Raw genomic sequence first — 12,688 nt, 5'->3', positions numbered from 1 at the left:
ATTGATAACACATGTCAGCCCGTTAGGCTCAATGGATCTACTATCTCAAATTGAAGTTAGCATCCTTAAACGTACTGCCAGTAGCGATCTTTATCAACTATTTAGAAACTGCTCTTTAGCTGTGCTTAATTCAGGCAGTAAGACAGATAATAGTAAAGAATTAATCGCTAAATATCCCAATTTTGATATCAATGTTCTCCAGCGTGAACGCGGTGTCAAACTGGAATTAATTAATCCGCCGGAAAAAGCTTTTGTGGATGGCAGAATTATCCGTTCACTGCAAGCAAATTTATTTTCTGTGTTAAGAGATATTCTTTTTGTTCATGCCCAGATTATTTCCGCTGAAAAACTGCTGGCATTAAGCCTGCATGATAGTATCAATATCACTAACATTATTTTTACCATTTTGCGTAATGCCCGAGTACTGCATCTCGATGAAGATCCAAATACCATTGTTTGCTGGGGAGGCCATTCAATAAATGATATTGAATATCTTTACGCCCGCAAAGTCGGAAATGAATTAGGATTACGTGAATTAAATATCTGCACTGGCTGTGGCCCAGGCGCAATGGAGGCACCAATGAAGGGTGCCGCGGTAGGCCATGCTCAACAACGTTACAAAAATGGTCGTTTTCTCGGTTTAACTGAACCTTCCATTATTGCTGCTGAACCACCGAACCCTCTGGTTAATGAACTTGTTATCATGCCAGATATTGAAAAACGCCTTGAAGCATTTGTTCGAATAGCGCATGGTATCATTATTTTTCCAGGCGGTGCAGGCACTACAGAGGAATTACTTTATTTATTAGGCATTTTAATGGATCCTGCCAATAATAATCAGGCATTACCATTAATACTCACTGGCCCAAAAGAAAGCCAAGCTTATTTTAACACCCTTAATGATTTTATTAAGCACACCCTTGGTGAACAGGCTTGTAATTATTTTCAAATTATCATCGATGATCCAGAAGCTGTAGCCCGTGAAATGAAAAAACTGATGCCACAAGTCAAAGAAAGTCGTCTCAATACCGGTGATGCCTATAGCTTTAATTGGTCAATAAAAGTTAATTCAGAACTGCAAAAACCCTTTACGCCAACCCATGACAATATGGCAAAACTTAATCTATTTTGTGATCCGCAGCAGCCGGAAAAATTGGCCGTTAACTTACGACGAGCCTTTTCTGGCATTGTTGCCGGTAATGTGAAAGAAATTGGTATGAAAGAAATTGAAAAGCATGGCCCCTATAAACTCCATGGTGATGCCAAAATTATGGCTCATATGGATAAATTATTACGTGGGTTTGTTAGTCAACATCGAATGAAACTACCTAGCAGTTCAGCCTACATACCCTGCTATGAAATAATCAAATAACTGACCAGACAAACTATGTACAAAAAATTATGATCCACTTACTTATTGTTGATGCTTTAAATTTAATCAGACGTATTCATGCCGTTCAGGGAAGCCCTTGCGAACAAGCTTGCGTTTTAACCCTTCGCCAGTTGATTAACCATACTTTGCCAACCCATGCAGTGGCAATATTCGATAGCAAAGAACAACTGACAAATAACTGGCGGCAACAACTTTTACCTCAATACAAAGCTGGCAGACAAGCAATGCCTGATGATCTTTATCAAGAGATAAACAATCTTGAAATTGCATTTAAGGCGCAAGGATTAGCTTGTTGGCATGCTATTGAAAATGAAGCAGACGATCTGGCGGCAACATTAGCAATTAAAGTGGCTACCGCTGGATATCGTGTCACCATCATTTCAACAGATAAAGGTTATTGTCAGCTACTTTCATCATCGATTTATATTCGTGATTATTTTCAAAAACGCTGGCTTGATTTATCCTTTGTTAACAAAGAATTTGGTGTTAAACCTGAACAGCTGCAAGATTATTGGGGACTAACTGGCATAAATAGCAGTAAAATACCCGGTATAACGGGTATTGGCCCTAAAACCGCAGCAACCTTACTTCAGCAATATCCTACCTTAGAGGCTATTTTTGCTAATATCAATTCGATACCTGAGAAATGGCGCAAACGGATTGAACCGGGGCAAAAAATAGCTTTTATTAGCCGACAGGTAGCTTCTCTCAAAACGGATCTACAGTTAAATGGAAATTTACAACAACTAAGATTTATGCCATAACTCAATAAAAAATATAAATTTTATTGTTAATTACTTCTCTTCTAATCCCGTTCTGGTATAGAGGCTGACCAAATTCGTCTTACATGTACCGTGATCTCTTCACGATCATGGTAGAGTTGCTTTGCTTGAATTTGAGCATTAATACCATTTTCGATTAGGGTTAGTGATATTTTGTGCAAAATATGTGAAACTTCTTGATAACGTTTTTTCATTGGTAGCTTTAAATTAAATATTGCTTCTCGGCACCATCCTTTTAACAACCAATCTGTTATCAAAGCAGCAACTTTTGCCGGTTTTTCAACCACATCACAAACCAACCAAGTAATATTCTTAGTGTGTGGGGTAAACTTAAAACCATCAATACGATAATGCCGTACCTGACCTGTTTGCATTAAACTCTCCGCCATTGGGCCATTATCAACTGCATCAACCATCATACTGCGCTTCACTAATTGATATGTCCATCCACCGGGACAAGCACCTAGATCAACCGCCTTCATTCCCGATGCTAAACGCTCTTCCCATTCATCATAAGGAATAAATAGATGAAATGCCTCTTCCAGTTTTAATGTTGAACGACTTGGTGCATCAGCTGGCAGTTTTAGCCGCGGGATCCCCATAAAGAAAGGTGAATTGTTTTTCGCATAAGAATAGCCAACATAACAACAGCCGGCCGCAATAAAAAATATATGTATAACCGGACGCTGATGGTTTTCTTTCAATAACAATATTTTTTGCTGGCGAAGCGCGTGACGTAAAGGTACAGTAAATTTACGGCAAAATTTCAGTAGTTCTTTACTCTCATTGGTATCAGGCACTTCAACTCGCAATTCACCTGCTCGTTCAATGACACCTTGCAATACCGTAACAATCGGCGATATGCGATCGTTGGACGGCAAATCTTTCAATAAATTGCTAACAACCACCAGTTGGCGAGCAAATATTAATGTAGCAAAAGGTATCTCTTTAGCCAAACGGTCTGCATCAGTAGCCTGATAGCATTCAAATAGCACATAACCGCTATTATCTTTTACTTTTGCATAACCATAAACACCGATCTGCGTCGCTTTATCGGTAATTTCTGCCGCACACTCTTTTTCAAATCCTGAACGACAATATAAGATAATATTATTATTCATGACGTATTATTGGATTCCTAAGCCGAGTTGCACCAATAACAATCAATATCCAGCCAATCAAAAAACAAAAACCGCCTACTGGTGTCAAATGAGCAAAATATTTTACTTGTAATAGTGCCATACAGTAAAAACTACCACTAAACAATAAAATGCCTATACTGAAGAAAATTCCTCCCCAGTAAAACCATAATATGACTTTACGTAATAAGATAGCACCTAATATCATAAGGACTAAAGTATGCATTGATTGATAGCGTAAACCAATACAAATCCATTCTCTTTGATCATGGTTTAGTATAGGTGATAATAAATGTGAACCTATTGCGCCAAATGCAACGCAAAAAAATCCACTAATTCCTGCAAATATCAACATTAAACGAGCATTCACGTTAATATCCTTTCCCTTTTAAATTAATTATTTTACTTGTCATATAGTTTACGACTCAACGGTAACAAATCCCCATTTTTCTTGCTCACTAGCTGCTTTTGCAAGGATCCATTGACGAAATGCAGCAATCTTACCTAACTCCGCTTGATTATCATGACAAACCAAGTAGAAAGCTTTTTTACTGACTAAAACATCATTAAACGGACATACCAAACGACCTGAGTCAAGTTCATTTTTTGTCATAACGTTATTAATCAATGCAATTCCTTGACCATGAATGGCGGCTTGAATAACCATAGCACTATGACTGAAAATGGGTCCTTGTTCTACATTAATAATATCTTGTAATGATAATTGACGTGCATAAGCTTGCCAATCACGCCGAGAAGAATCATGTAGCAATGTATGATGAACCAAATCTTGCGGTTTTTTCAATGGATAACGCCCCGCTAATAAGGCTGGCGCACAGACTGGTATTAAGTATTCCGCATACAAACGATCTGTTTTTAAGCCAGGCCAATTACCATAACCATAAAAGATAGCCACATCAACATCATCGGCCATTTTATCTCCCTCATGATCAACAGCCTGAATACGCACATCAATATCAGGATATGCATGATTAAAACTCGATAAACGCGGCACTAACCATTGAATAGCAAAACTCGGTAATAAACTGACGGTTAATGCTCCCTTTGCCCTGAATGCCTGTAGTTTCCGAGTAGCTTCACGTAATGAAGAAAAAATTTCTTTAATATCTAAATAATAATTTAGTCCTTCTTCAGTCAATAATAATGAACGATTACGCCGACGAAATAATTTCATACCTAAGAAATTTTCTAAACCTTTTATTTGATGACTTATTGCAGCCTGAGTAACATAAAGTTCCTCTGCTGCTTTAGTAAAACTTAAATGACGTGCTGCAGCATCAAATACCCTTAATGCATTAAGAGGAGGCATACATTTTGACATGATCGCGTCTTACTCATCCTTATATATCCATTAGTTTTTATAATCTGAAGCATTATAAATTGTCCATTGTAGATAAACCAGTATATGTCTATAGTAAGACTGCTTCCTAGGCCTGAATGAATCGCTAAGTAGTTAATTTATTTAAAATTCTTGGCTTTATGGATGTGATGTTGTGTTTGCAAATTATCTGGTTTTTCCAGGTTGGGTAGTTAATACTACTATTTTCACTCCTATACATTTACCTTGTCTGTCCATAGTAATTTTATCGCGCCGTACTTAACGCGGCGTTTTTTTATATCCGCTAAATAAATATCTTTCTCATCGCCGAATATAATCGAATGATATACTTATAATACAGATAGAATAGATATTATTAATCAATATTAGTACCATTTTTCTAATTTAAACAAATATAACAAACCTTGTGAGAAAGATCATTTATGGCATAGTTAAATTGCAATAATTAGACATAAAGATTCTAAATATTCTGTTAGCCGTGCTTTTCATGACAACAACATTTTCTATAGCACAATTTCGCCAATATTTTCCTGCAATCCAAGACATAACTATTTTTCTAGACAGTGCGGCCACTGCCCTTAAACCCAATAATTTGATCTCGGCGACTGTTAATTGCTATCAACCTATTAATATCTCTGTTCATCGCGATCAACATCCTACAGCATAAATAGCAACGTATATTTATGAACAAATTTGCCAGAAAGTAGCCAAACTGATTAATGATAATCAAACGGAGAAAATTAGTACTGAATCAATTAATTTTATTACTCAAAGCTATTTTCGCTCTCGATTCCAATCCTATAACAAATAATGGTCAGCGAAATTGGACATCATGCCAATTTGATCCCATGGTTGATCGTGGCTGAATAGACTAATGCGAAAATAGTTAAATAGTGCTTAGAAGAGATAAAATAACTTTCGACTAAACACCAAACAACGCTTATTAATAAAGAACACGGATCATTGCGATTAGCCACATGTCGGATTTCACGGGTGAATAACCCAATATTCAGGCTATCACTAAATTAGCGCATCAACATAATATTTTAGTCGTGGCTGATGGTACACAGGCATTGTGCATCGTGCTATTAATGTACAAGCGTTAGACATTGACCTCTATGTATTCTCAGCCCATAAACTGTATAGCCCAACAGGATTTGGTATCTGTTATGGAAAAATCGCACTGTTAGCAGAGATAGTTCCTTGCAAGGGGGTAAAATATTAACCAAAGCTAAATTTTCCCATTTTTTTTCAGAAGCCATTCTTTATCAATTTGATGCAGGCACACCAATATTGCCGGAGTGTTGGCGTTTAACGCGGTTATAGGCTGGATAAAGCCATTAATTGGCAACAGGCTGAAAATGACGCTATTGCCTTAACGGATTATATTGAATTAACAAATTATTTCATCCTCTTTCACTAGCTATCATTTTACGCTGTAATTTTTTTAAAACATGCGAAACAGCAACAAAACCAAAACTCGCTGTTACCATTGTTGCTGCGCCAAAACCAGCGGCGCAATCCATACGCATTGTCCCTTCCGCATTACTTTTATTCGTACAAACTGTTCCATCACTTTGTGGATAAACTAACTGTTCGGTCGAAAAGACACAATCAATACCTAATTTACCTTTGCTATTTTTGACTATTTTAAAATCCGTTTTTAATCTTTCACGTAATTTGGCAGCTAAGGGATCATGGATCGTTTTCGCTAAATCTTTAACCTGGATCTGTGTAGGATCAATTTGCCCACCAGCTCCTCCAGTGGTGACAATAGGTATTTTATAACGACGACAATAAGCCAATAAAGCAGCTTTAGGCCGTATGCTATCGATAGCATCAATCACATAATCAAATTGCATCGATATCAGCTCAGTAAGATTCGTGGCCGAGACAAAATCATCAACAATATTAACTTGACATTCAGGGTTAATTTGCAAGATACGTGATTTCATGACTTCAACTTTTGGTTGACCAATATTTTCGCTTAATGCATGCAATTGTCGGTTAGTATTTGTCACACAAACATCATCCATATCAATCAGAGTAATCGTACCGATTCCTGTTCTTGCTAATGCTTCCACAGCCCATGAACCTACGCCACCAATACCAACAACACAGATGTGAGAGCGAGCAAAAAGCATTAACGCTTTTTGACCATAGAGGCGGCCGATACCAGCGAAGCGCCGCAGCCAAGCTTCTGAAAGGAGTAATTGCATGTTTAACCTTAGTTAACAAAAATAGCGTGTTCACCACTAATAAAAAAGAAATTAATTTATTAATTCAAATCCTGATTATATCTATTATGATAGTAAAACCGACTGGTTATCTATTTATCGACATAGCATAATAACCGATTGGGTAATAACGATTAACTCATATTATCTGTCTCATACTTATCAGCTTAATTGAATCTCATTCTAGAGACTTAAATTAGCAATAAATTATGCCCTCACCCAATCGACAAGATAATTTTTGATAAAATATTTTACTGATTTAAGATAATAATTAAATAACTACTTTTGCATTAGCACTAAAAAAGTTATGTATTTATTTTATTGATTGTTTATTTAGCTATCGATTTTTGCTGACATAGGCTATCACTAAGCATGATGCCTAATATGCATAAAAGAACAAAAATCAATCATCACGTCTCTTTTATGTACAAGATATAATAAAATATCGCAATATTTAAGAAAAAAACTTGCATCGGATCTGATCCTGAGTATAGTGAGCCGCTATCGGACGCGGGATGGAGCAGCCTGGTAGCTCGTCGGGCTCATAACCCGAAGGTCGTCGGTTCAAATCCGGCTCCCGCAACCAATATTTAAAACATTAACCCTTTCAGGCGCGGGATGGAGCAGCTTGGTAGCTCGTCGGGCTCATAACCCGAAGGTCGTCGGTTCAAATCCGGCTCCCGCAACCAATATTTAAAACATTAACCCTTTCAGACGCGGGATGGAGCAGCCTGGTAGCTCGTCGGGCTCATAACCCGAAGGTCGTCGGTTCAAATCCGGCTCCCGCAACCAATATTTAAAATATTAACCCTTTCAGACGCGGGATGGAGCAGCTTGGTAGCTCGTCGGGCTCATAACCCGAAGGTCGTCGGTTCAAATCCGGCTCCCGCAACCAATATTTAAAAACATTAACCCTTTCAGACGCGGGATGTAGCAGCTTGGTAGCTCGTCGGGCTCATAACCCGAAGGTCGTCGGTTCAAATCCGGCTCCCGCAACCACCTTCCATTCACTATCAGAATAGTTTCCCAACAAAGCTATTATTTATCTAATTAACCCGCTTAACGCAAAGCCAGCTTTCCACCATTGTCAAAATACGCTTTAATGCCCCGGAAAATAGATTCCGCCATCTGCTGTTGAAATTTTGCTGTCTTTAGTTTTCTTTCTTCTTCAATATTACTAATAAAAGCAGTTTCAACCAGAATAGACGGGATGTCTGGTGCTTTTAATACCGCAAAACCCGCTTGATCAACAATGTTCTTATGTAACTTATTAACGTTACCCATTCGTTTAAGTACTTCTGTACCAAATTTCAAACTATCATTAATAGTCGCCGTCTGAACTAAATCAAACATGGTGTGATCAAGATATTTATCACCACTTTTACTAACACCACCAATCAGATCTGCCTCATTCTGTGTTTGCGCTAAATAACGGGCGGTGTTACTGGTTGCTCCTCTGGTGGATAATGCAAATACTGAAGAACCGCTCGCTTTACGATTAGTAAAAGCATCAGCGTGAATGGAAACAAATAAATCAGCCTGCATTTTTCGTGCTTTTGCAACTCGTACTTTTAAAGGAATAAATACATCTTCATTACGAGTCATATAAACTTTCATTTTAGGTTCACGATTAATTAATATTTTTAATCGCCGCGCAATTTGCAATACGATATCTTTTTCCCGCGTTTTATATTTTCCGATTGCACCAGGATCTTCCCCACCGTGACCAGGATCGATCATAATGATAATTGGCCTATCTCTGCCTGCTTTGCCTGGCTTTCTCGCTTTAACCGGCAATGCATCATCCAACTTTCCTTTATTGTAATCTTCTAATAGTGCTAATAACGGATCGTCATCGGTGTAAACACCTGAAGCAGGATAAAAATCAACAACTAAGCGATGTTTGAAACCAGCAACAGGCGCAATAGAAAACATTTGTGGTTCAACATGAATTTTTACTTCAAAAACTATTCGAACCGTTTTTTGATCAAATTGTCCTACTCTCACTAATTTGAGATAAGGATCGCGTGAACTAATTTGCTTGCCAATCCCTTGCAAGACACTATTTAATTGTACATTTTCTAAATCCACGACAATACGATTAGGAGCAGACAAAGCAAATTGACGATATTTTAAGGCAATATTTGATTCTAATGTTACTCGGGTATAACTAGAAGCAGGCCAAATACGAATAGCCACTATACTTGAAGATGAGGCTAGCCCGAATGGACTAATACTTAACAGCATAGTAGCCGCTGCTCCTTGTAGAAGACGTCGTCGTGAAAAACCGTGTTTTGAATGATCCATCGAAAAACCCACTTAAAGCATCAAATAATTACAAACCGCTCAATATTATCAACAACAAAAAAATAACTATAGAAAAATTTAACCAATCATTAATGAGCGGTCATTAATAAATTAATCTCTAAAAATAATTAGTCACTCATATATTCTGAAACAATAATGATGTTTTTTCATGCATTTTTTCTTGCTATTTTGTGTCAAAAATCATAAAAAGACTTTAATTTGGAATAATTTATATAGGAAATATATGAAAGGACGTAGTACTGATTTAATTAATGGATTTCGCCACTCTGTTCCCTATATTAATATACATCGCGATAAAACTTTTGTTATTACATTAAACGGTAACGCTATCGCAGATAAAAATTTTACTCATCTCATTAGCGATATAGGGTTATTACACAGTTTAGGCATTCGACTGGTTATTGTTTATGGCATACGCCCACAAGTAAATAAAACACTCATAAACGATCAATATCCGGTAATCTATCATAAAAATATTCACGTCACTGATGCCAATACCCTCGAGTTAACTAAACAAATATCAGGTACATTACAGTGGGATATTACCGCTCTATTATCTATGAGTCTCAATAATACTCCATTACAAGGTGCCTATATTAATGTCGTTAGTGGTAATTTTATTATTGCTCAACCTTTAGGGATCGACAATGGTATTGATTATTGTCACAGCGGATGTATACGACGAATCGATGATAGCGCCATCAATCATCAATTAGAGCGGGGTTCTATTGTATTAATTGGTCCAATTGCTGTTTCAGTAACGGGAGAAAGTTTTAATTTAGCCACGGAAACCATCGCAAGCCAATTAGCGATTAAGCTAAAAGCAGATAAATTAATTGGATTTTGTTCTTCACAAGGCATCAGTGATAAAAATGGTAATATATTATCGCAACTCTCGCCAGATGATGCTGAAATACATATTAATGAACTGGAAAAACAACAAAATAATCATTCTGACATACTCCCATTTTTACGTAGCGCAAATAAAGCGTGCCGGCAGGGTGTTCGTTGTAGCCATTTGATAAGCTATCAAGAGAGTGGTGCTTTGTTACAAGAACTATTCTCTCACAAGGGTATTGGTACCCAAATTATGATGGAAAATTCTGAACAAATTCGTCGAGCCAATATCAATGATATAACTGGAATATTAGAATTAATTCAACCGTTGGAACAGCAAGGAGTACTAATTTGCCGTACACGTGAACAATTAGAAATGGAAATTGACAAATATACTATCATCGAGCGAGAAAATATGATCATCGCTTGTGCAGCACTTTATACCTATTTAGAAGAAAAGTCGGGAGAAATGGCTTGCCTGGCTGTACATCCAGACTATCGTAATTTATCAAGAGGAGAAAAACTGCTTGAACACATTACTTTGCAAGCCAAAAAATTAAAATTAGAAAAACTTTTTGTATTAACAACCCAAAGTACTCACTGGTTTCAGGAAAGAGGATTTTTGCCGGCAAAAGTTGATATGTTGCCAATAAGAAAACAAGCACTTTATAATTATCAACGAGGCTCAAAAATTTTAATACTTAATATTAATTAGATACCATAAAAATAATTAAAAATTTAATTAATAAACCATATTGTAATAAAAAATACATTATTTAAATGAACAAGGCCTTCTATTGTTATTGAGCAAAAAATAAAAAATAGCGGATCTTTTCTATTTAACAAAGAGAAGATCCGAAAATAAAATAACGGTTAACTAGTTGTTTTCATTGCAGGCATAGACGCTGCAAGAGTATCACGCAAATTCCACATCGTTGAAAAATGATTAACCATTAGATTGTCAATAGGCATATCGTTTATAACACCACTACCAATATTTAATGCCTGAGCATAGACCGTCGAATCCAAAGGAGTAGTACTAGCCGATAGAAAACTTGCTACAAAAGCTTTGCCTCTATTTTCAATTACCACTTCTGGCTCATCTAGCTGATTTTTTATAGGCAAATTGTTATAAATGTGTTCTGCCTTCTTTTTTGCAACCGCTATTTCTGAAATTCTATCAACCGGTTGAAAATCATGCAAAATTCCGATGGCTAATCCAGCTTGATGGAACCTTTTAGTTTGCTCAGTGGACTCAGGGGGTATTGGAGGTATCTAGAAGACGTGAATTTTTTTTAACTGCATCAAATAAATCATTTTCTTTTTTTTCTATCTCTTTCAGATCAATATTAGAATTTCCTACTGTCAGAAACTGAGAAACTAATTTATCTTCTGTATTTGCACTCGTTAACGCAGAAACTGCTTGTTGATTAACTACCTGAGATGAATAATCACTAATCTGAAATGTCTGATTGATTGAATTTAACATTTATTTGCATCCCTCCATCGAATAATAATAAGGCTCAAATATTTTATGCAGCATCTCAAATATCGACCATTTATACTTCTAAAAAACAATTAATACGAAAATAAGAATTACTACAAATAACTTATTAATTGATAAGAGCGGAAACTAAAGTTATTTAACGCACTATTTCAATTCTGTTCCCTATGTTTAAAAATTTATTATTTTTATTGCTATTGGCTATGAATAATATAAAACAAGCTAGCAAGTTAAATAGTTCTACTTTCATCAAACTAATCGCTCAGTCAAACCACTGCGCCGCTCTGTCGGCGTCACTAACGCTTTAGCAAAAACATGAGGATCAGCATAAATCGTCAACTGATTTTTAGCTCGCGTAATTGCCGTATAAATAAGCTCTTTACTAATAATAGGCGTAAAAATTGGTGGTAAAACCAACGCCGCATGTTCAAATTCTGACCCTTGAGATTTATGTACTGTCATGACAAAAGCGGTTTCATGCTGAGGTAAACGACTAGGTTGTATTCTTTTAACTACCCCATTTGGCAACTGAAAATAAGCTTTTAAACCCTGTTGACCATCGCGTAGCATGATGCCAATATCCCCATTAAATAAACCTAGAGGACGATCATTTTTAGTGATCATAATTGGGCGGCCTTCATAGTTTTTATTCCAGCTAATGGTAGTAAAAAGTTCACTATTTGAATGAACAGTTTTTTTATTGCTATTGAGCAAAAAATAAAAAAACATCGGCTCCTCTCTATTTCATAAGGAGAAGAGCCGGAAATAAAATAACAACTAATTAATTGTTATTTCTGGTAACCATTGATGCGGCTATAGTATCACGCAGATTCCACATCGATGAAAAATGGTTAACCATTAGCGGGTCGGTCTTTCTTTTGCTGCCGCATTACCAATATTTAATGCCTTAGCATAGGCAGTCGCGTCTAAAGGAGTACTAGCCAATAAAAAACCTGCTACAAAAGCTTTGCCTCTATTTTCAATTACCTTTTCTGGTGCTTCCTACTAATTGTTTATAGGAAAATCATTATAAATGCTATTAGCCTTAATTTTTGCTTTCGCTATTGGCTCCATTTCAGTAGTCATTGGGAAATCATGAACAACACCC

At 36.6% G+C, this 12,688-nt stretch carries 12 protein-coding genes, 5 tRNA genes and 1 pseudogene; 10 read left to right on the top strand and 8 right to left on the bottom strand.

The features are described 5' to 3' along the window. The first annotated feature begins 1 nt into the window (after position 1). A complete protein-coding gene (ppnN, locus tag ArsFIN_RS02890; protein ID WP_026822095.1) occupies positions 2–1,372 on the top strand; it encodes a nucleotide 5'-monophosphate nucleosidase PpnN in 1,371 nt (456 codons plus the stop codon). Between the two features lie 26 nt (positions 1,373–1,398). After that, positions 1,399–2,157 carry a flap endonuclease Xni gene (gene xni, locus ArsFIN_RS02885; RefSeq protein WP_026822096.1) on the top strand — a complete coding sequence of 253 codons (759 nt, stop codon included), beginning with the start codon at positions 1,399–1,401 and terminating at the stop codon, positions 2,155–2,157. Positions 2,158–2,198: 41 nt separating this feature from the next. Here the strand turns inward: xni and rlmM are convergent, their stop codons facing one another. The 3 genes from rlmM to ArsFIN_RS02870 all read right to left on the bottom strand — a co-directional run bounded on the left by rlmM (position 2,199) and on the right by ArsFIN_RS02870 (position 4,656). Continuing rightward, entirely contained in the window at positions 2,199–3,296 is a 1,098-nt protein-coding gene (rlmM, locus tag ArsFIN_RS02880) for a 23S rRNA (cytidine(2498)-2'-O)-methyltransferase RlmM (protein WP_026822097.1), read from the bottom strand. Then, on the bottom strand, positions 3,289–3,669 hold the full coding sequence (locus tag ArsFIN_RS02875) for a DUF423 domain-containing protein (RefSeq protein WP_210409113.1): 381 nt from the start codon (positions 3,667–3,669) through the stop codon (positions 3,289–3,291). Before ArsFIN_RS02875 ends, rlmM begins: the two co-directional genes overlap by 8 nt. A gap of 63 nt (positions 3,670–3,732) precedes the next feature. Further along, positions 3,733–4,656 (bottom strand): transcriptional regulator GcvA, encoded by a 924-nt coding sequence (locus ArsFIN_RS02870; RefSeq protein WP_026822099.1) that lies wholly within the window; start codon positions 4,654–4,656, stop codon positions 3,733–3,735. A 505-nt stretch (positions 4,657–5,161) separates the two neighbouring features. Here ArsFIN_RS02870 and ArsFIN_RS02865 point away from each other — a divergent pair. Then, positions 5,162–5,341, top strand: a complete 180-nt coding sequence (locus tag ArsFIN_RS02865) for an aminotransferase class V-fold PLP-dependent enzyme (protein ID WP_026822100.1) — start codon at positions 5,162–5,164, stop codon at positions 5,339–5,341. A gap of 408 nt (positions 5,342–5,749) precedes the next feature. After that, complete coding sequence (locus tag ArsFIN_RS28705) at positions 5,750–5,899, top strand: aminotransferase class V-fold PLP-dependent enzyme (RefSeq protein ID WP_162143405.1); 150 nt, start codon at positions 5,750–5,752, stop codon at positions 5,897–5,899. Positions 5,900–6,080: 181 nt separating this feature from the next. Here the strand turns inward: ArsFIN_RS28705 and tcdA are convergent, their stop codons facing one another. Continuing rightward, positions 6,081–6,893, bottom strand: a complete 813-nt coding sequence (tcdA, locus tag ArsFIN_RS02855) for a tRNA cyclic N6-threonylcarbamoyladenosine(37) synthase TcdA (protein WP_026822101.1) — start codon at positions 6,891–6,893, stop codon at positions 6,081–6,083. A 527-nt stretch (positions 6,894–7,420) separates the two neighbouring features. On the opposite strand from tcdA, the gene ArsFIN_RS02850 reads away from it, so the two are divergent. From ArsFIN_RS02850 to ArsFIN_RS02830, 5 genes are all read left to right on the top strand, one after another. Further along, positions 7,421–7,497: transfer RNA gene (locus tag ArsFIN_RS02850), tRNA-Met, on the top strand. 26 nt (positions 7,498–7,523) lie between these two features. Further along, positions 7,524–7,600: transfer RNA gene (locus tag ArsFIN_RS02845), tRNA-Met, on the top strand. Positions 7,601–7,626: 26 nt separating this feature from the next. Beyond that, a tRNA-Met gene (locus tag ArsFIN_RS02840) sits at positions 7,627–7,703 on the top strand. 26 nt (positions 7,704–7,729) lie between these two features. Continuing rightward, positions 7,730–7,806, top strand: a tRNA-Met gene (locus ArsFIN_RS02835). Between the two features lie 27 nt (positions 7,807–7,833). After that, positions 7,834–7,910: transfer RNA gene (locus ArsFIN_RS02830), tRNA-Met, on the top strand. Between the two features lie 60 nt (positions 7,911–7,970). Here the strand turns inward: ArsFIN_RS02830 and amiC are convergent. After that, positions 7,971–9,218: an N-acetylmuramoyl-L-alanine amidase AmiC gene (gene amiC / locus ArsFIN_RS02825; RefSeq protein WP_026822102.1), complete on the bottom strand. Its 1,248-nt coding sequence runs from the start codon at positions 9,216–9,218 to the stop codon at positions 7,971–7,973. A gap of 244 nt (positions 9,219–9,462) precedes the next feature. On the opposite strand from amiC, the gene argA reads away from it, so the two are divergent. After that, the gene (gene argA / locus ArsFIN_RS02820; RefSeq protein WP_026822103.1) at positions 9,463–10,791 is read left to right on the top strand and encodes an amino-acid N-acetyltransferase; all 1,329 of its coding nucleotides are present in this window, start codon (positions 9,463–9,465) and stop codon (positions 10,789–10,791) included. 158 nt (positions 10,792–10,949) lie between these two features. On the opposite strand, the gene ArsFIN_RS02815 is transcribed toward argA, so the two are convergent. The 3 genes and pseudogenes from ArsFIN_RS02815 to ArsFIN_RS02805 form a co-directional block, all read right to left on the bottom strand. After that, positions 10,950–11,279, bottom strand: coding sequence for a hypothetical protein (locus ArsFIN_RS02815; RefSeq protein WP_051296939.1), 330 nt, complete (start codon positions 11,277–11,279; stop codon positions 10,950–10,952). Positions 11,280–11,331: 52 nt separating this feature from the next. Next, on the bottom strand, positions 11,332–11,565 hold the full coding sequence (locus ArsFIN_RS02810) for a hypothetical protein (RefSeq protein ID WP_026822104.1): 234 nt from the start codon (positions 11,563–11,565) through the stop codon (positions 11,332–11,334). Positions 11,566–11,829: 264 nt separating this feature from the next. Beyond that, positions 11,830–12,222, bottom strand: a pseudogene (locus tag ArsFIN_RS02805) (ATP-binding domain-containing protein); the annotation flags it as partial. Between the last annotated feature and the right edge of the window lie 466 nt (positions 12,223–12,688).

This window comes from Arsenophonus nasoniae, assembly GCF_004768525.1.
Classification (GTDB): domain Bacteria; phylum Pseudomonadota; class Gammaproteobacteria; order Enterobacterales; family Enterobacteriaceae; genus Arsenophonus; species Arsenophonus nasoniae.
Note: the sequence above shows the minus strand (reverse complement) of the source record. Positions and strands in the feature narration are given on the sequence as shown.